This is a genomic window from Serratia sp. PGPR-27 (assembly GCF_022678525.1).
GTDB lineage: Bacteria > Pseudomonadota > Gammaproteobacteria > Enterobacterales > Enterobacteriaceae > Serratia > Serratia nematodiphila.
In genome coordinates this window covers 37,106-55,585 of the sequence record NZ_JALBYS010000008.1, presented here as the reverse complement: position 1 = coordinate 55,585, position 18,480 = coordinate 37,106, and the positions used below count along the sequence as shown (strand labels likewise).

General features: G+C 56.5%; 20 protein-coding genes and 3 tRNA genes. 8 read left to right on the top strand and 15 right to left on the bottom strand.

Translation table 11 applies throughout. From position 1 onward, the window contains the following. The first annotated feature begins 3 nt into the window (after window positions 1–3). From MMS95_RS06610 to MMS95_RS06595, 4 genes are all read left to right on the top strand, one after another. Window positions 4–1,371 carry a TolC family protein gene (locus tag MMS95_RS06610; protein WP_242141502.1) on the top strand — a complete coding sequence of 456 codons (1,368 nt, stop codon included), beginning with the start codon at window positions 4–6 and terminating at the stop codon, window positions 1,369–1,371. A 414-nt stretch (window positions 1,372–1,785) separates the two neighbouring features. Continuing rightward, complete coding sequence (gene proP, locus MMS95_RS06605) at window positions 1,786–3,288, top strand: glycine betaine/L-proline transporter ProP (RefSeq protein ID WP_015377406.1); 1,503 nt, start codon at window positions 1,786–1,788, stop codon at window positions 3,286–3,288. Between the two features lie 135 nt (window positions 3,289–3,423). Then, entirely contained in the window at window positions 3,424–3,561 is a 138-nt protein-coding gene (locus MMS95_RS06600; protein WP_162138956.1) for a hypothetical protein, read from the top strand. A 96-nt stretch (window positions 3,562–3,657) separates the two neighbouring features. Beyond that, window positions 3,658–3,927, top strand: a complete 270-nt coding sequence (locus MMS95_RS06595) for a hypothetical protein (protein ID WP_004927920.1) — start codon at window positions 3,658–3,660, stop codon at window positions 3,925–3,927. Window positions 3,928–3,984: 57 nt separating this feature from the next. Here the strand turns inward: MMS95_RS06595 and MMS95_RS06590 are convergent, their stop codons facing one another. From MMS95_RS06590 to MMS95_RS06580, 3 genes are all read right to left on the bottom strand, one after another. Continuing rightward, a complete protein-coding gene (locus tag MMS95_RS06590; protein WP_004927924.1) occupies window positions 3,985–4,536 on the bottom strand; it encodes a hypothetical protein in 552 nt (183 codons plus the stop codon). Next, window positions 4,502–4,783, bottom strand: a complete 282-nt coding sequence (locus MMS95_RS06585; protein ID WP_033633385.1) for a hypothetical protein — start codon at window positions 4,781–4,783, stop codon at window positions 4,502–4,504. The genes MMS95_RS06590 and MMS95_RS06585 overlap by 35 nt, the downstream gene beginning before the upstream one ends. Window positions 4,784–4,924: 141 nt before the next feature. Further along, a complete protein-coding gene (locus MMS95_RS06580) occupies window positions 4,925–5,377 on the bottom strand; it encodes a PaaI family thioesterase (protein ID WP_004927931.1) in 453 nt (150 codons plus the stop codon). A gap of 237 nt (window positions 5,378–5,614) precedes the next feature. On the opposite strand from MMS95_RS06580, the gene MMS95_RS06575 reads away from it, so the two are divergent. Then, a complete protein-coding gene (locus MMS95_RS06575) occupies window positions 5,615–6,955 on the top strand; it encodes an anaerobic C4-dicarboxylate transporter (RefSeq protein WP_004927934.1) in 1,341 nt (446 codons plus the stop codon). A gap of 178 nt (window positions 6,956–7,133) precedes the next feature. Here MMS95_RS06575 and MMS95_RS06570 read toward each other — a convergent pair. The 6 genes from MMS95_RS06570 to uvrY all read right to left on the bottom strand — a co-directional run bounded on the left by MMS95_RS06570 (window position 7,134) and on the right by uvrY (window position 11,325). Continuing rightward, window positions 7,134–7,219: transfer RNA gene (locus MMS95_RS06570), tRNA-Leu, on the bottom strand. Between the two features lie 10 nt (window positions 7,220–7,229). Then, a tRNA-Cys gene (locus MMS95_RS06565) sits at window positions 7,230–7,303 on the bottom strand. A 713-nt stretch (window positions 7,304–8,016) separates the two neighbouring features. Beyond that, a tRNA-Gly gene (locus MMS95_RS06560) sits at window positions 8,017–8,092 on the bottom strand. A 144-nt stretch (window positions 8,093–8,236) separates the two neighbouring features. Then, window positions 8,237–8,785 (bottom strand): CDP-diacylglycerol--glycerol-3-phosphate 3-phosphatidyltransferase, encoded by a 549-nt coding sequence (gene pgsA / locus MMS95_RS06555; RefSeq protein WP_004927937.1) that lies wholly within the window; start codon window positions 8,783–8,785, stop codon window positions 8,237–8,239. 58 nt (window positions 8,786–8,843) lie between these two features. Next, window positions 8,844–10,676, bottom strand: a complete 1,833-nt coding sequence (uvrC, locus tag MMS95_RS06550) for an excinuclease ABC subunit UvrC (protein ID WP_015377403.1) — start codon at window positions 10,674–10,676, stop codon at window positions 8,844–8,846. Further along, window positions 10,669–11,325, bottom strand: coding sequence for a UvrY/SirA/GacA family response regulator transcription factor (gene uvrY, locus MMS95_RS06545; RefSeq protein ID WP_004927947.1), 657 nt, complete (start codon window positions 11,323–11,325; stop codon window positions 10,669–10,671). Before uvrY ends, uvrC begins: the two co-directional genes overlap by 8 nt. A gap of 704 nt (window positions 11,326–12,029) precedes the next feature. On the opposite strand from uvrY, the gene MMS95_RS06540 reads away from it, so the two are divergent. Beyond that, on the top strand, window positions 12,030–12,254 hold the full coding sequence (locus tag MMS95_RS06540) for a DUF2594 family protein (RefSeq protein ID WP_004927950.1): 225 nt from the start codon (window positions 12,030–12,032) through the stop codon (window positions 12,252–12,254). A 123-nt stretch (window positions 12,255–12,377) separates the two neighbouring features. Beyond that, window positions 12,378–12,719 carry a GlpM family protein gene (locus MMS95_RS06535; RefSeq protein ID WP_004927953.1) on the top strand — a complete coding sequence of 114 codons (342 nt, stop codon included), beginning with the start codon at window positions 12,378–12,380 and terminating at the stop codon, window positions 12,717–12,719. Between the two features lie 17 nt (window positions 12,720–12,736). Here MMS95_RS06535 and MMS95_RS06530 read toward each other — a convergent pair whose 3' ends face one another. Both MMS95_RS06530 and MMS95_RS06525 read right to left on the bottom strand, forming a co-directional pair. After that, window positions 12,737–13,168: a hypothetical protein gene (locus MMS95_RS06530; protein ID WP_028128013.1), complete on the bottom strand. Its 432-nt coding sequence runs from the start codon at window positions 13,166–13,168 to the stop codon at window positions 12,737–12,739. A gap of 171 nt (window positions 13,169–13,339) precedes the next feature. Next, window positions 13,340–13,654 carry a hypothetical protein gene (locus tag MMS95_RS06525; protein WP_033633390.1) on the bottom strand — a complete coding sequence of 105 codons (315 nt, stop codon included), beginning with the start codon at window positions 13,652–13,654 and terminating at the stop codon, window positions 13,340–13,342. Between the two features lie 544 nt (window positions 13,655–14,198). Between MMS95_RS06525 and MMS95_RS06520 the strand changes: the two genes are divergently transcribed. Beyond that, a complete protein-coding gene (locus MMS95_RS06520; RefSeq protein ID WP_004927961.1) occupies window positions 14,199–14,558 on the top strand; it encodes a hypothetical protein in 360 nt (119 codons plus the stop codon). Between the two features lie 40 nt (window positions 14,559–14,598). Here the strand turns inward: MMS95_RS06520 and MMS95_RS06515 are convergent, their stop codons facing one another. From MMS95_RS06515 to MMS95_RS06500, 4 genes are read right to left on the bottom strand one after another with little or no spacing between them, the layout of a single operon-like run. Further along, entirely contained in the window at window positions 14,599–15,867 is a 1,269-nt protein-coding gene (locus tag MMS95_RS06515; RefSeq protein WP_242141501.1) for an FAD-dependent oxidoreductase, read from the bottom strand. Then, window positions 15,860–16,120: a (2Fe-2S)-binding protein gene (locus MMS95_RS06510; protein ID WP_075684801.1), complete on the bottom strand. Its 261-nt coding sequence runs from the start codon at window positions 16,118–16,120 to the stop codon at window positions 15,860–15,862. Before MMS95_RS06510 ends, MMS95_RS06515 begins: the two co-directional genes overlap by 8 nt. Next, window positions 16,117–17,241 (bottom strand): FAD-dependent oxidoreductase, encoded by a 1,125-nt coding sequence (locus tag MMS95_RS06505; RefSeq protein ID WP_085336364.1) that lies wholly within the window; start codon window positions 17,239–17,241, stop codon window positions 16,117–16,119. Before MMS95_RS06505 ends, MMS95_RS06510 begins: the two co-directional genes overlap by 4 nt. After that, on the bottom strand, window positions 17,241–18,188 hold the full coding sequence (locus MMS95_RS06500) for a 4-hydroxyproline epimerase (RefSeq protein ID WP_015377398.1): 948 nt from the start codon (window positions 18,186–18,188) through the stop codon (window positions 17,241–17,243). Before MMS95_RS06500 ends, MMS95_RS06505 begins: the two co-directional genes overlap by 1 nt. Window positions 18,189–18,480: the final 292 nt, after the last annotated feature.

Genomic DNA, 18,480 nt, shown 5'->3' with positions numbered 1-18,480 from the left:
CCCATGAAAATTATCTCTCCCCTGGCGTTAAGCCTCGCCGCCCTGCTCACCACCGGCTGCGGCAACGCCCTGAAAAGCGACTACCGGGCGCCGCAGATCAACTATCCTGCAGGGTGGCAGCACACCGCTGAAAACGCCACGCCGACGCCGTTCGACTGGCGTGATTTCCACGATCCTGAACTCGAGCGCTGGCTGCAACAGGTGATGGCCAGCAACAACGATCTGGCCACCGCCGTGCTGCGCGTCTACCGCGCGCGGCTCGAGGCGGAACGCGTCGGCATCAGCACCGCGCCTGACGTCAGCGCCTCGTTGAACAGCGGCATCAATCGCCCGCTGTCGGCATCCTCCGCCTGGAATAAAACCAGCGGCGCGACGCTCTCTACGAGCTATGAAGTCGATCTGTGGGGTAAACTGGCGCGCCAGCGCGATGCCGCCGAGTGGGCCAGCCAGGCTTCCGAGCAGGATCTGCAAACGGCGCGCCTGACGCTGCTGGCCGACGCCGCCACGAATTACTGGCGCATCGGCTTCCTCAATCAGCAGATCGACGTCAGCCGGGCGAGCATCGCCTATGCCAAAACGACGCTACGGCTGGCCAACGCCCGTTATCAGGCCGGCAGCATCTCGGCGCTGGACGTGGTGAACGCGGAGCAAAGCTTGCTGACGCAGGAAAGCCGACTGCTGGCGTTGCAGCACGAACGCCAACAGGCGCAGAACGAACAGGCGGTGCTGCTGGGTGCGCCTTCGGGCCAGGCCACTATCGCGCCCGCACGCCTGCCGACGGCGGCGATGCCGCAGATCAACACCGGCATTCCCGCCAGCGTCTTGAGCCGCCGCCCGGATCTCAGCGCTAAAGAGCTGCGGTTGCGCGCCGCCCTGGCCAACGTCGACGAGAAACGGCTGCAATACTATCCCGCGTTCAGCCTGACCGGCTCGCTGGGCGCCAGCAGCAGCGCGCTGCTGGAATTCCTGCGCAACCCGACGGGCAGCCTCGGCGCCGGCCTGACGCTGCCGTTCCTGCAGTGGCGGCAAATGGGCGTGGAGATCAAGATCGCCCGCAACGACTATGAACAGCAGGTGCTGGCGTTCAAACAGGCGCTGTACAAGGCGATGGGCGATGTGAACAACGCCCTGTCATTGCGTACGCAGCTGCTGGCGCAGGAGACGCAGTTGCGCGCTTCATTGGCGCTGGCGCGCAAATCGGAGCGGCTGAACGAGGTGCGCTACCGGCAGGGCGCCGTCACCATTACCGACTGGCTAAACGCTCAGGAGCAACGCCGTCAGGCGGAACTGGCGGTAGACGAAAACCGCTTCGCGCAGTACCAGAACCTGGCGAAAATCTATCTGGAGTTCGGCGGTTCGTCGGCGCCCTAATCCAAACTGCCTGGCCAGTTGGTCAGGCGTTTTTTTAGCGGCGAACACATCAATTTTTCCTGTTTTATCTCCCGTACTCTCTATACTTGAAACATCGTCAATCAGACGAAAAACCGTCAAATAGCACAATTATTAGACTATTCTCGCACCAAATCGGTGCAAATACTTAAGTTAAACTGCTGGATTTGATCGCCGCAAGATATAACGTTAAGCTATAGATGCAAAATAATTAGTCACCTAAATGACATAACCTTGGCATAAACGACGATATTTTGTGATCCACATCCCAACTTAAATGTGGATAATGAATCGTTTTGAATCGCGATTCGATTAGCCGATTTGATAACTCGAAAACAACAGTGAACGGAGATGACGCTTTCACGAACAACGAATAATTCATTAAGGGATGATTATATGAAGTTAAGAAAAAAACGACATAAACCGATGCACATTAACGACATCACCATCATCGATGACAGCAAACTCAAGAAGGCGATCACCGCGGCGGCCCTGGGCAACGCGATGGAGTGGTTCGACTTCGGCGTATACGGCTTTGTCGCCTATGCGCTTGGCCAGGTCTTCTTCCCCGGCGCCTCTCCCGGCGTGCAAATGATCGCCGCGCTGGCGACCTTCTCCGTGCCCTTCCTGGTGCGTCCGCTCGGCGGCCTGTTCTTCGGCGCTATGGGCGACAAGTTCGGCCGGCAAAAAGTTCTCTCGGTCACCATTATCATCATGGCGGTCAGCACCTTCTGTATCGGCCTGATCCCATCCTATGCGTCGATCGGCATCTGGGCCCCGATCCTGCTGCTGCTGGCCAAACTGGCGCAGGGCTTCTCCGTCGGCGGTGAATATTCCGGCGCGGCGATCTTCGTCGCCGAGTACTCGCCGGACCGCAAACGCGGGTTTATGGGGAGCTGGCTGGATTTCGGCTCCATCGCCGGCTTTGTGATGGGCGCAGGCGTAGTGGTGCTGATCTCCAGCATCGTCGGCGAAGCCAACTTCCTCGACTGGGGCTGGCGCATTCCGTTCTTCATCGCCGCGCCGCTGGGCCTGATCGGTCTCTATCTGCGCCATGCGCTGGAAGAAACCCCGGCGTTCCAGCAGCACGTGGATAAGATGGAGAAAGAGGATCGCAACGCCATCGAAAATCCGCCGAAAACCTCGTTCAAAGAGATCGCGGCCAAACACTGGAAAAGTTTGCTGGTGTGCGTCGGTATCGTGATTTCCACCAACGTGACCTATTACATGCTGTTGACCTACATGCCGAGTTACCTGTCGCATAACCTGCACTACTCGGAGGATCACGGCGTTCTGATCATCATCGCCATCATGATCGGCATGCTGTTCGTGCAGCCGGTGATCGGCCTGACCAGCGACCGTATCGGTCGTAAGCCGTTCATCATCGGCGGCAGCATCGGCCTGTTGGCGCTGGCGATCCCGTGCTTCATTTTGATCAACAGCAACGTCATCGGCCTGATCTTCGTCGGTCTGCTGGTGCTGGCGGTCCTGCTCAACTCCTTCACCGGGGTGATGGCCTCGATTCTGCCGGCAATGTTCCCGACGCACATCCGCTACAGCGCGCTGGCGATTTCGTTCAACATTTCGGTACTGATCGCCGGTGCAACACCGACCGTCGCTGCCTGGCTGGTCGAAGCGACCGGCAACCTGTACATGCCGGCCTACTACCTGATGGTTGTGGCGGTGATCGGTCTTATCACCGGTCTGTACATGAAAGAGACCGCCAACAAGCCGCTGCGCGGCGCGACACCGGCCGCTTCTGACCGTACCGAAGCGAAAGAACTGCTGCAGGAGACCTACGACAACATCGAACAGAAAGTCGAGGACATCAACGCGCAGATCGCCGAGCTGGAAAAGAAAAAGCAGATCCTGATAGACCAGCACCCCAAGCTGGACTGATCACCGCTGAAAGCCACCCGTTTGGGTGGCTTTTTTACTTTGATTTCAAAAGAAATAATGCGCAGCGCATTTTTATGACAATCAGGATTGGTGGTACGCTTTGCCGCACACTCTTTATTGATGAAGAACATGATCATGAGCAAAATGGACCTTCCCATCATTATCGGCATCCTGGTGATGCTGACCCTGTGGCTCGGCGCGCTTTTCAACATTGGCGATATCACCTTCAGCATTTCACGTCTGTTTCACTGGATTGAAAGCCAACGCGGCTAACCCGACGACGCCGCAGGCGGTGGGAAACTTCGGCTATGATTGATAGACGTTACGCCATTTTCCGAGACTGTCGCTCGCGATAAAGAGGACCGCATCATGACCGACTATGAGTTCTACAATCAGATCCTGACCCACCTGGCCGCCAATCACCCCGGCACGCTGGATGAAAAAACCTACGAACTGTGGAAGCAGGACGCCACCAGCCCGCACGCCTTCGCCGATCCCTTCGCCTATCTTAAAACCAAGGGGCTGATACAAGCCTATGTGATGAGCGACATCGACGAGAACAACTATGATATCGATCCGCACCAAACGCGGATCACCACCGCCGGTCTCGAGTTCATACGCAACGGCGGGTTTAAGTAAGCAACAAAAAACCGCCGGGCGGCGGTCTTTTATCCTAAAAAGCCTGCGGCCGGTGGTTCAGGCGGGGAAAGGCCGATAAAAAATGCGCAGCACTTCGTTGTCGCCCTGGCGTAAAAAACCGCCTTCCGGCTGCCAGCGCAGATCGCGCGCCAGATTGAGATTTTCCCAACCGACCGCGCCGCCCACGCCGATGCAAAGATTTTTATTGCCCGCGGCAAATCCCGCACCGGTGCCGATCATGGCATGCAGCAATCGGGGCGCCGCCGCGTCGCGCATGGAAAATATACCGATAAAACATCCCTGCGGCGCGCGCAGCATATCCGCCATGGTGCGGATCTCGGTATCATCAGGGCTGACGAAATGTTTATATTGCTTATCGAACACCGTCAGCCACAGCTGCTTGTATTTCGCCTTGCTGAGCGCGCCTGAACGGTGGGCGCAAAGCACCACCGCATCCCAGCACATCTCCCCGCTCAACGAAAGGTACTCTTCCGTATCGGCTTGCGGCTTGTCGGCGTAATGCCGCGCAAACTCAGCCGCATTCAAATGCGGCGGCACGGCCTGTTTGGCAACGTCACTCTTGTAGCGCTTGAAATTCAACCAATGCATGGGGAGTATCCTCTTCACCCGCGAGATTAATGAATCTGAAACCGTGGATGAGACGAGCCATCACATCCAGGGCGTCGTCGGCGATGGCGGTTTCGTCGTCATCCAGCCCCTGCTCCACCGACCGCTCAATCGCGCTCATCACCGCCGGAGCGCTGGTTTCTTCCCCCTGCGCCACCACGTCTAATACGGCTTTGCCGATCGCCAGACAAAGCTCATGATCAAACTCAACCTCTTTATACGGCTGCATAATCACCCCGATAAATTTTCACCCAAGAATACTAGACCACAATGGCGTATCGCGCCTGCCATCGTAGCGCAGCAAGGCATGCAGCCGAAGATAAGTGCATCCGGCTCCGGGTTGATAGCCCGAAGCCCGATAAAAAGCAGGTTATTGCGGTGCTTGTTCGGTGGGGCGAATAATAAAACAAGTGGCGGTTGCCGAAGCCAGCAGCTTCCCTTCCGCCGTTTTTAGCGTGCCTTCAGCGAATGCGACGTTCTTCGCCGCATAGACCAGACGCCCCTCGGCGATCAGATCAGTTTCTTTCGGCACAGGGCGCAACATTTTAACCTGCAGATCGACGGTGCCATAGCCAATCCCCGCGCCCAGCGTACTGTGCACCGCGCAACCGGTCACCGAGTCCAAAACCGTGGCGGCGAAACCGCCATGTACGCCCCCCAGTGGATTCAGATGGCGCCCGTCGGCCCGCGCCGCGATGCGAATATACCCCTCTTCCACCGCGACCGGTTTCATGGGCACGGTTTCAGCGATCGAGGCCGGTGGGATCTTGCCAGCCATCGCAGCCTGTAATAACGCCAGCCCGGTCATTTTTGTCGGATCCATTGCTCTCTCCTCTGGTGGTAAACCGGTTATATAGGAGAGGTCTGACCTCTTAACTTGCTTTTTCGTGCTGATGTCGTCAGCCGCCTGCTCTTCAGATTCTCTGAACGTGACCGTCATCACTCTTTAGAGCTAATAACCACAATTTTTTAGCGCCTTTAGATTTAAAACAACTTTCTACTGTAAACACCGCCGGAAACTGAACGCAGTTAAGTTCAACATTATTAAGGCGTATCTATCATGGATTTCTTTCTGCAATTAGCGGTTATATTGGCATGCCTGCTGTATGGGGCGCGTAAGGGCGGCATTGCGCTGGGGTTACTGGGCGGTATCGGTTTGATGATCCTGGTGTTTGGCTTTCACCTGCAGCCCGGCAAACCGCCGGTAGACGTGATGCTGGTGATCATCGCGGTGGTGGCGGCCTCCGCCACCCTGCAGGCCTCAGGCGGGTTGGACGTCATGCTGCAGATCGCCGAGCGGATGCTGCGGCGCAACCCGCGTTATGTCTCGATCATCGCCCCCTTCGTCACCTGTATTCTCACTATCCTGTGCGGCACCGGCCATGTGGTGTACACCATCTTGCCGATCATCTATGACGTGGCGATCAAAAATAATATCCGCCCGGAACGGCCGATGGCGGCCAGTTCGATCGGCGCGCAGATGGGCATTATCGCCAGCCCGGTCTCGGTGGCGGTGGTGTCACTGGTGGCAATGCTCAGCAGCTACACCTTCAATGGCCGCCATCTGGAATTCCTCGATCTGCTGTCTATCACCATCCCTTCGACGCTGTGCGGCATTCTGGCGATCGGCATCTTCAGCTGGTTCCGCGGCAAAGACCTGGACAAAGACCCGGAGTTCCAGAAGTTCATCTCGGTGCCGGAGAACCATCGCTATGTCTACGGCGACGCCGCTACCCTGCTGGATCGGGTATTGCCGCGCAGCAACTGGATCGCCATGTGGATTTTCCTCGCCACCATCGCCCTGGTGGCGGTGCTGGGGGCCTTTTCCGGCCTGCGGCCCAGCTTCGGCGGCAAGCCGCTCTCCATGGTTCTGGTGATCCAGATGTGCATGCTGATGGCCGGGGCGTTGATCGTTATCATTACCCGCACCAACCCGGCGTCTATCTCTAAAAACGAGGTGTTCCGTTCCGGCATGATCGCCATCGTGGCGGTGTATGGCGTCGCCTGGATGGCGGAAACCATGTTCGGCGCGCACCTGGCGCAGATCGAGGCCACACTGGGTGTGTTGGTGAAAGAGTACCCTTGGGCCTATGCGCTGATCCTGCTGCTGGTGTCGAAATTCGTCAACTCGCAGGCCGCCGCACTGGCGGCGCTGGTGCCGGTGGCGCTGGCGATCGGGGTTAACCCCGCCTATATCGTCGCTTCGGCGCCGGCCTGTTACGGCTATTACATTCTGCCAACCTACCCCAGCGATCTGGCGGCAATCCAGTTCGATCGCTCCGGCACCACCCGCATCGGCCGCTTCGTGATCAACCACAGCTTTATTCTGCCAGGCCTGATCGGCGTCAGCGTCTCCTGCGTCTTCGGCTGGATCCTCGCTGCGGCGTTCGGTTTCTTATGAGTTGTACTTCGGAGCCCTGCGGGGCTCCCTGCAAACAGGATGACAATCCATGGGTATAAGGCATGCCAAGACAGGAAGGAATGCGGGGGGAATGCGAATTACAAAAACAAAAAAACCGCCTCTCGGCGGTCTACGACATTACTACTTATTGCTTTGATTATTCGGTATTTTTATTCCCTGGTACCCGGGGCGGGACTTGAACCCGCACAGCCATAAGCCGAGGGATTTTAAATCCCTTGTGTCTACCGATTTCACCACCCGGGCTCGGGAAAGTTGGAGGCGCGTTCCGGAGTCGAACCGGACTGGACGGATTTGCAATCCGCTACATAACCGCTTTGTTAACGCGCCTTTATTCTGTTTGCCTTTTCAGGCCAAAGCCGGTGACTCACCCACTTCGTTTTGTTCTTTTCAATCGCGATGTTGAAATCGCTTATCTTAATCATCTGATTCTTAAGTAATTTATTTCGTTACCGCCGAATCGATGGACTGCATTATGGACTAAACCCCCCACCTTGGCAACCCCCCGAAATAGCAAAAAGTTCTCTAACGCTTTCAACTGCTTATTTTGTGGGCGCACTGTTCACAATGCCAACGGAAAGGCAAGCGGAATGTTGATTTTATATGCATTGGCTCAGGGATTCACGGGCAAATCGGATCTTTTTTCTCGACAGGAATCGCTTACCCGTGCCCTCCCCGGCTTTTCATTTGCTTATGATGATGGGGTACCGGGCAAAGCATCATCATGGGGACATCGCGCAATCTTCGATGCCGCCGCCCTGAACGACCAACGCAACTGCAGAGCTGGAGACTCACATCGGGTTGTACGCCGCACTATGGGTCGGCATCAATACCCCACAGAGCATCGACACGATGTCCAATCAAATGTGCCTGTTTTCAGGAGGCATCCTGCGGTATGAAAATGGCAGGAGATATAGGGACAATAGTCGATGCAGGAAGATGAAGAAAAATTTCGCCGGACGGCAAAGGAATAGAAAACGAAAAAGGGGCCGAAGCCCCTTTTTCTTACCTGCCGAATCACGGGGATTCAACAGGCTAATGTTTGGAGCGGGAAACGAGGCTCGAACTCGCGACCTCAACCTTGGCAAGGTTGCGCTCTACCAACTGAGCTATTCCCGCATTACCAGAACTGACTGATTTCTTTGCTATCTTTCGGCAATTCATCGTTGTCGTCTGATGCGATGCATTCTACTTACCTGACGTGATGAGTCAATAAAATTGTTGGCACACCACGATCGTTTGCCGCTTTTTGCAGCGTATCGATCACGGTTCCAGCAAATCGTTGCGTGCCGCGTTCAAATATTGGAACATCGACCAGAAAGTCAGCACCGCCGCGATATACAACAAGCCAATCGCCACATACTCTACGGAACGATCCGGCCGCCACAGCAAGCCCACCAGCGACATCATCTGCGCCATGGTTTTCACTTTGCCGATCCAGGACACCGCCACGCTGCTGCGTTTGCCAATTTCCGCCATCCACTCGCGCAGCGACGAAATGATGATTTCACGGGCGATCATGGTGGCCGCCGGCAGCGTGATCCACCAGCTGTGGTAGTGCTCCGCCACCAGCACCAGCGCCACCGCCACCATCACTTTGTCCGCGACCGGATCCAAAAACGCCCCGAAGCGCGTCGTTTGTTTCCAGCGACGTGCCAGGAAGCCGTCAAACCAGTCGGTGACGGCGGCAAACACAAAGATAACGGCGCAAACCATCGGAGCCCAGTTGAACGGCAGATAAAACGCCAGCACAAAGAATGGGATCAGAACTACGCGAAACAGGGTAAGCCAAGTCGGTATATTCAATTGCATAATGCTACGGTAACTATCTGGCTAGAGTGGAAATTAAGAGTATGTTGCTACATTGCCCTCAGTGTTTCAATGCATTGTAGATCTTTTCTGCCAATGCTTGTGAAATACCCGGCACTTTTGCAATTTCCTCCACGCTGGCGTTCAACAAAGGTTGCAGTCCGCCCATATACTTCAACAGCACCTGGCGCCGTTTCGGCCCTACGCCTTCAATCAGCTCCAATGCGCTGGTATTCCTGACTTTCGCCCTTCTCTGCCGGTGACCGGTAATGGCATGATTGTGCGAATCGTCGCGGATGTGTTGGATCACATGCAGCGCCGGCGAATCCGGCGGCAGAGAAATCCCTTCACCTTCCGGCACGAAGAACAACGTTTCTAACCCTGCCTTGCGGTCGGCGCCTTTGGCGATGCCGATCAACAGCGGCTTATTCTTGTCCCAGGTAACATTCAGCGATTTGAATACGTCGATCGCCATGCCGAGCTGCCCTTTACCGCCGTCGATGAAGATGACATCCGGGATCTTTTTCTCTTCCAGCGCCTTGCCGTAACGGCGCTTCAGCACCTGCGTCATCGCCGCGTAGTCATCGCCAGGAGTAATGCCGCTGATATTGTAACGCCGATACTCCGCTCGCACGGGGCCGTTTCCGTCGAACACCACGCACGAAGCCACTGTCTGCTCACCCATGGTATGGCTGATATCGAAGCACTCCATACGGTTGATTTCCGTCAGGTTCAGCACTTTGGCCAATTCCGCCAGCCGCTGATGGATCGTCGACTGTTGCGACAGCCTGGTGGTCAACGCCGTTGCCGCGTTGGTGCGCGCCAGTTTCAGATAACGGGCGCGATCGCCGCGCGGTTTGCTTTGAATTTGGATCTTGCGCCCCGCCAACTCGGAGAGCGATTCCGCAAGCAGGTCTTTTTCCGGCAGGCTGAAATCCAGCAGGATCTCGCCGGGCAGCGTACGCGCCTGGCTGCCTTGCAGATAGAACTGGCCGACAAAGGTCTGCACCACCTCACCCATATCCGTGCCGCCCGGCACTTTAGGGAAATAGCTGCGGCTGCCCAGCACCTTGCCCTGACGGATGAACAGCACGTGCAGGCACGCCATACCGGCATCGAACGCCACGCCGATCACGTCCAGATCGTCGCTGTCGCCCGACACGAACTGCCGTTCGGTAACGCGGCGCACAGCCTGAATTTGATCGCGAATGCGCGCCGCTTCTTCGAAATTAAGCAGTTTGCTGGCTTCTTCCATACGCTCAATCAGCTGGTGCAATACCTGCTGATCTTTGCCAGAAAGAAACAGCCGCACGTAGTCCACCTGCTGCCGGTACTCTTCTTCGCTCACCAGCCCGGCAACACAAGGCCCCAGACAGCGGCCGATCTGATACTGCAGGCACGGACGCGAACGGTTGCGATACACGCTGTTTTCGCACTGGCGGATTGGGAACAGCTTCTGCAGCAGCGCCAGCGTCTCGCGCACGGCGTAAGAGTTGGGGAAAGGCCCGAAATATTCGCCTTTGGCGTGTTTGGCGCCGCGATGCACAGCCAAACGGGGATGGGTATCCGCACTGAGAAAAATCAGCGGGTAAGATTTATCGTCTCGCAAAAGAACATTATATCGCGGTTGGTACAATTTAATGTAGTTATGTTCCAACAGCAGCGCTTCTGTCTCGGTGTGGGTAACCGTTACGTCTATTTGCGCGATATTTTTAACCAGCGTCTCGGTTTTACGGCTGCTGACCTGCTGCCGAAAATAGCTGGCGAGACGCTTTTTCAGGTCTTTGGCTTTACCGACGTAGATCACCGTACCCGTGGCGTCATACATACGGTAGACGCCGGGCTGGCTGGTGACGGTACTCAGGAAGGCTTTGGCATCAAAACGGTCATTCACTGCTTAACAACGTCTCCGCATTGAACAATCCATGTCGGATGGCCAGGTGAGTCAATTCGACGTCGCCGCTGATATTCAGTTTGCTGAACATGCGGTAACGGTAGCTGTTCACCGTTTTCGGGCTGAGACTCAGTTGTTCCGAGATCTCATTCACTTTTTTGCCTTTGGTGATCATCAACATGATCTGTAACTCGCGTTCAGACAAGCAGCTGAACGGCGTTTCAGCCTGCGGTTCCAACTGACTCAGGGCCATCTGCTGTGCGATATCAGACGCGATATAGCGCTGCCCGGCATGCACGGAACGCAAGGCGTTAATCACTTCCTGCGGCGCGGCGCCCTTGCTCAGGTAACCGGCGGCACCCGCCTGCATCACCTTCGCGGGCAAAGGGTTTTCAGTATGGATGGTCAACATGATGACTTTGACGTCGGGTGCATAACGCACAATCTTGCGCGTGGCTTCCAGCCCGCCAATGCCCGGCATATTCATGTCCATCAGCACGATATCGACAGCGTTGCCGCGGCACCATTTTACGGCGTCTTCACCGCACTGAGCCTCACCGACAACTTTTATACCTTTGATATCTTCAAGAATGCGTCGTATCCCTGCGCGCACCAGTTCGTGGTCATCAACAAGAAGAACGCTAATCAAGGAAAAATCTCCAAAAAAAGGGAGTAACGCAATCGGCCTCTGTTTTCGCCAGAGATATTACTTGTTTTTCAGACAAGAATGAACACAGATTAATACATACTTCCGAATAACTTTGCGGAGCAGAGCTGATTTTTCAATTTTAGCCGTCTATGCCGCCGATAAATCGTCACGTCGGAAAAGATCGGGCGACGAAAATAATTTCGTCGCGCTGCGTCTGACACAGGATAGCGCGACAATCATGCCGCGAGGGAGAAATCTGTGTAAGCAATCACGACATGAATAATATTAACACGGCTGTTGGCTGTTTGTAATCATTTGATATTTAAAGGCGTAACAAAATCCGCGGCCAACGTGGGTCCGGCAACCCTCGGTCGAAACTATTATTCCCGGCAAACGCCGGTAAAATCGGCGCCTCCGCCCTCAGTAATTATAATAACCCCGATTGTTCAACAATAACGTACCGGAAAAATACTTGTTAACCACCTCGAAATAACTTGCCGAGAGTAGATGATTCAGACAGGCAACGAGCGAACGTTGCCCACCCGCGAGACCTGAGCAAGCCCGGTGCAGATGACAGACTCATGCTATGCTATACTCCGCGCCCAGTTAAATTCGCCGCCGCGCCCGGGGCTACTTTTTAGCCCGCGCGCGGTGCGCCAAAGCAGCTTGTATCAGGCTACGGCCTCAAAAAATCAGGAGAGAAAATGAGCAACGTTGATTTCACTACGTCTGCAAACCCGGAAATCTTGGCGACCGAGGTTGCCTGCCTCAAAGCTACGCTGACGCTGATCTTGAAGTCGATCGGCCAGGCCGACGCCGGGAAAGTCATCATCAACATGGAACGTTTCATCGCGCAGATTGAAGATCCGACTCAGGCAGAAATCTTCAAGAACAGCATTCAGCAAATCAAGCACGCTTACCGTCAGTAAGCGTTGCGCCCCAGACCCGCACTTCTTGTGGGTCTGCTTTTCACCACGCTGCGCCACACTCCATTGATCTTGCACGTGCTTTCGGGCAGTGTGTTGACTTTCTCCCCCACACCCGAGACCGTTATGGGCATCCTTGTCAAAGCGCTGATCGGCGCGCTGGTCGTGGTTCTAATCGGCCTGCTGGCCAAAACGCGCAACTATTATATCGCCGGTTTAGTCCCGCTCTTTCCCACTTTCGCCCTGATTGCGCATTACATTGTCGGCAGCGAACGTTCAATTGCGGCACTGAAAACGACGCTGATTTTCGGCATGTGGGCGGTATTGCCCTACCTGGTATATTTGATTTCGCTGTATTTCCTGATTAACAGTCTGCGGCTGTCGTTAGCGCTGGGTGCGGCGGTATTGTGCTGGATTGCGGCGGCGTGGCTATTAATTACGCTGTGGGGATGGTGGCAAGGGCGTTAACGCCCTTGCCTGGGCTGTTACGGCCGCCCTGCCTGCAACACGAAGCCTCGCTGCCGATCGCCGGCGATGCGCAGATAGCGGCTTTCACCGGCGCGCAGCGTCATCGGCACGCTGCCGCTGGTTTCACGCCAAATACATAGAGAGTTCTCGATCATATCTTGCCCGATACTGACCGAAATATTGCCTGGCGGCACGCGAAACTCTGCTTTTTCTTTTGCCTCGAGTGAAGCGGCAAACTCCCCATTCACATAGACGCCAGTGCGGCAGCTGCCCGCCAGCATTCCGCTGTCGCGCACCACGACCACCGTAGCGTAAGGCGTATCCGGGATATTCTGATAGAGCATCAGACGGCTTGGGGGGGGCAACTCAGCCTGTTGCGGCGGTACGGCTTGAGTCGCACACCCCGTCAGCAGTGCAGAGGCAAATAACAACGCGGCGTAATGCTTCATCCTTGGCTCCTGAAGAAAATAATGCTTATCGTAGCAAGAGAATAGCTGTCTCCAGTAGCCTTCATACCGCAGAGACGAAAAAATCGGATAACTTCCCACTCCTCTCACGAACCTGCAGGGATAAGAAGATTCTGCATTAAAGCCATTGAAATAAAGGCGATTCTTTCAGATTTAAAACTTGATCATGCCACGTTGGATATCTGCCGCAAAAGCACCACTGACGTAACTGAAACCATCCTGCGTGACATAAACCCGGGTATGACCGGTCTCTGATAACACCGCCACCATATATCCCAGGCTGATCATTTCATGGGACGGAACGTTCATCGGGGTTAGAAATCCGCGCCCACGGCACCACTGATAAAAGCGGGTTCGCCCATATCCCAACACGGCGCCAACATCGGAGAGGTGCTTAAAAGTATCATAATCCTCTGATGGTGAAGGTAAACCGTCATGACTTTCAGGCGTTTTCTTTATCCCAGACAAAATAAACTCCTTTTTTGACTCTGTCGCGTACGGTTATCCTTCCTCTAAAATGAATTTAAAAAATCCAAATTTAAAATGCAAATGAATTCCCTGTAACTAAAAAGTCTTCCCCAGAAAAAACCTGAAAATAAAACCCCAATAAAAAAACAGAAATAAAAAAATAAGGTATTAATACCGAGCATTAAATCCTTGGCATGGGTAAATATCCTAAATAAAAATAATAGTCATACCCGATAAGAAAATGCTTAGCTTGCATATTATTTCCCTCATTAAAACGATGCAATTGCGGTCAGATCATTGCGGCATAAAGAGAATGAATAAAATCAATGCCACATCGTCCAGCCCTCGCCGTGAGGTCGCGGATCCTTACAGACTGCCCTCAATGCGCCACATCCTCTCTCAACGCGACACTTCCTCAATCACACCTAAACAATAACCATTATCATTTCCAATTGTTCCGCCAGTTTATTACACTTTCCTACCTCGTCAGTTAGGAACATTCCTAGGCTGCGAGCCTCAGGATAGAGAAAGAGTTAGGGACACCATGAAGAATTGCCGTTGTTTGATTGTTTTGCCGTTATTGATGTTGACCGCCTGCACCCAATGGGAAAGGCCTGGCGCGGTTGAGAGTACCCGGAATGCCGAATATGCCGAATGCCGCAGCCGCGGATACGATCGCTTCCCCCCGGACGTGGTGCGGGACGTGGAGTTCAGCTACGAAAACAAATACATTCCTTGCGAGAAGAATAAGAAAGACTGTCCATCGGGATACCGCTACGACAAGGAGCCGTCGATTAAAACAGTGCAGACCGATCGCAATCAGTCCGCCCGAGACGCCACCATCGAAGCCTGTATGTACGGCAAAGGCTGGCGGGAGAAAACCTACTATTGGCCGCAATGGTAATGTGGCGGCGTTTGCCTGGGGCGAGATGCCGCTAACCCATTCAACCATCGTCATCACATCGGTTCAGCCCCAGCGCAACCAGCGTTTCTGTCCTGACCGGCGTTAAAGGCACACGCGGCGACGGCAAAGGCCAGCCCAAAAGCTGCCTCGCCGCCGTTGCGCAGACTTTACCCTGGCATGCCCCCATACCACAGCGGCTGTTCATCTTAGCCGTGTTCCAATCCGGCTGATGGCGTACCTGTTCCAACGTAACGTCTTCGCAGCGGCACAGTAACGTTTGCGGATTGGCCAGCGAATTCAAGCGCTCATCGAGTGCGAAGGCACTTGCCGCCGCCGTGGCGAAACGCCGCCACCGCCGCCGCTGCGCCGCCAGGCGCTCTGCCTTTTCCCGCTGCCCGGTGGCGGCATAACCTGCAATGGCGCCTTCAGTGAGCGCCAATTCACTGCCGCCGATGCCGGTACACTCCCCGGCAGCAAAAATTTGCACCTGACTGGTTTGCTGCCAATGATTCACCGCTACGGCGTCATGCTTTATCCGACACCCCAACAGCATCGCCAGCTCAATGTTCGCCACCAGACCAAAACCGCAGGCCAACCTGTCGCAGGCGATCGTTCTTTCCCTCCCGCCGTTATTGACACGCACCGAGGTTAAACGTGCTTGCCCCAACGCCGCCAGCACCCGGCTACCGGCACGGTAACGATGCGGCATCAAAGAAAACGCCTGACGCAGCTTGGCCGGCCAGCGCCACAGGCCGCCGGCGAAAGCCGCCAACCGCCACAGCGGCGCCTGCTCCGCCAACATGACCACCTCTCCGCCGGCCTGTTTCACGCTGTCGGCCACCGCCAACAGCAGCGGACCACTGCCGGCGATCACCACTCGCTCGCCACGGATCGCCAACCCCTGCTTGATTTGCGCCTGTAAACCACCGGCGCCGGTCACCCCCGGCAGCGTCCAGCCGGGAAACGGCAACAACAGTTCACGCGCGCCATTGCATAAAATCAGCTTTTGATAGCGAATCACGCCGCAGCCCTCGGCGTCTTCATATGCCAATCGGTTAGCGCCACACTGCGCCACCAGCTTGCAGCCAGACTGCAGCGCAATATTTTCCCGCGCCGCCACCGCCTGCCGATAGCGGTTCGCCGTTTCAGGTAAAGCCACCTGCATCCCGTCGCGCCAGATTTGCCCGCCGGGATGCGGATTATCATCAATCATTCGCACCTGGCCACCACTTTCCGCAGCGGCCAGCGCAGCCGCCATGCCGGCCGGCCCGGCACCGACGATCAGCACCTCACAATTGAAGTTACTCATCATCGTTCCTCTCTATGCGCATGCCGGCTTGGCACAGCGTTTGGCACGCCAGCCGACGCAGGCCGTTAATGGTCACCCGGCACTCCTGACAAACGCCCATGCCACAAAAGGGAGCCCGCGGTTGGTGTGAAACAGATAACCGACAACGATCGTCGCCGCACAGGCTGAGCGCCGCAGCAACGCTGAGACCAACCGGCACCCGCCGGTGTTCTCCATCGATGATCAACGCGATCGTATTTTGTCTTTCATTCATACAGGCAACTCCTCGGCGGCAAACGCCCGCGCAGCCAAATACGGGGAATCGTCAATCTCCGGCGTTTGCCGGCCAATCTGCGCAGTAATCAGCGCAGCGCTGCCGAGCGCAGTCGTGACGCCCAATCCCTCATGCCCCAGCGCCAGCCACAGCCAGGAATGCCGCGGATGCACGCCCAACAGCGGCAGCCCGTCGGCAGAGGCGGCGCGCAACCCGGTCCAGCAGCGAATGATGTTCATCTGCGCCAGTGCGGGCAAGAAATGCTGTGCACGCGTAAGCATTGCCGCCAACAGCGGCATGTCCAACGCCGAATCGACGGCGTCGAACTGGCGGGAAGAGCCGATCAGCCATTGTCCGGTGGGCCGCGCCTGCACATTGAAAGCCACCGACGTGCCGTTACTGGCATGCGCGCTGGCGCCATACCCCAGCTCCACCAGTTGATGCCGCACCCGCGGCGGGTAGCGATCGGTGATCGCCAGCTGGCCCTTCTTGGCGTGAAGCAAAGTCTGCGGTAATAGGCTATTGGCCCTAAGGCCGCAGGCCAGGACCACCACCGGCGCGGCCAGACGCCTGCCGTCCGCCAGCCGCACGGCTTCCTCTTCCAACGCTGTCGCTTCACCATGCACCACGTCAATTGCCGCACCACGGTCGGCCAACAGCCAGCGAGCCGCGAGCGGTGCATACAGAATGCCGTCGCCCGGCACCCGCAGTCCGCCGGCCAGGCCGTGCCGCAGCATCGGCTCCATGACGGCGAGCTGCTCTGCCGTCAGCAGTTCCGCGGCCACGCCCTGCTCCGCCAGCCGCGCCCGCTTTTGCTCGGCGATGGCCATTTCATCCGCTTGATCCGCCAACCACAGCGTACCGCAGCCACGCCAGGCGCAGGCTTCCGGCATGTGCCCCGTCACTTCGCGCCACAACCGCAGCGAATAAGCGCTCAACGCCAGCTCGGCAGGATTATCGTCCATGCAAACCAGATGCCCCATACCGGCGGCGGTGGCGCCGGCGCGGCGATCGTCCACTACCGAGACACGATACCCTTCCCGCGCCAGCCGCCAGGCGCAAGCGGCACCGATGATACCGGCACCGACCACGATGACATCGGCTCCCCGCTCGGCGCCCATCAGCGTATCCCCCAGACGAAGGGATCGCGTTCGTCGAGCAGCAGTTGGCTATCGGCGCACACATAGGCCTGCCCGCGAATAAAGGGGGCAATGCGATCGCCGTTCCAACGATAATAGGCCTGGAATTCGCTGCCGATCACGCTGGCCTGCCGCCACTGCGTGTCCGGCGGCAGTTTGCCGTCCGCCGCCAGACACGCCAGTTTGGCGCTGGTGCCGGTACCGCACGGAGAACGGTCATAGGCTTTGCCGGGGCACAGCACGAAGCTGCGGCTGTCGGCCTGCGGATCGTCACCGAACAGTTCGATATGGTCTATCGCACCGCCGTCTTCACCGCGGATGCCCGCCTGTTCCAACGTTTGCCGCACCGCCCAGGTGAACGCGGTCAAGGCCTCCAGATTGTGTTTATCGATGGGCAACGGTGACTCGCCGATCAGGAAGAACCAGTTGCCCCCCCAGGCGATGTCACCCGTCACCGGCCCGTGACCGGCAACCTCAAGCCGCACCTGGCGGCGGTAGCGATAAGCCGCCACGTTCTCCACCGTGACGCTGCCGTCATCATGCAGCGTGGCGCTTACCGGGCCGACCGGGGTCTCGATCAGATGGCGCCCGGCGTGGATGCGCCCCAGATGAGCCAGCGAAGCGATCAGCCCGATAGTGCCGTGCCCGCACATGCCCAGATAGCCGCTGTTGTTAAAGAAGATCACCCCGGCGGTGGCCTGTGGCGAGCAGGGGCGGCACAGCAACGCCCCCACCAGCACGTCATTGCCACGCGGTTCGAGCATCACCGCGCAGCGCCAATCGTCATAATGTTGTGCGAAACGCGCCCGCCGTTCCGCCATGCTACCCTCGCCGAGATCGGGAAAACCTTCCACGATCAGGCGGGTCGGCTCTCCGCCGGTATGAGAATCGATCGCCCGCAAAGCGGTGATATGCGCAGAAAGTGCCATCGGCGTCTCCTGGGTTAATGAGATGTTACCAATGGCATTAGCCTGAACGAATGTGAGCATGACGGCTTGATGCGTTTCGGCGCAGCGAATGAAGAAATCAGCACAGTGACAAACGTCAGGCCTGACGCGTCGCGGGTATGAGTTTAACGGTTGTCATAATAATGACTTATTTATCATGTCGTTATTTTTATGCTAAACCCTTGCGTAGCGAGAAACGCCGCAGTTTTCAAGCAATCACCAAACACCGTCCGGCAAAAGTATGCGGCAATCCGCATATTTGGCAGCCCGCCGG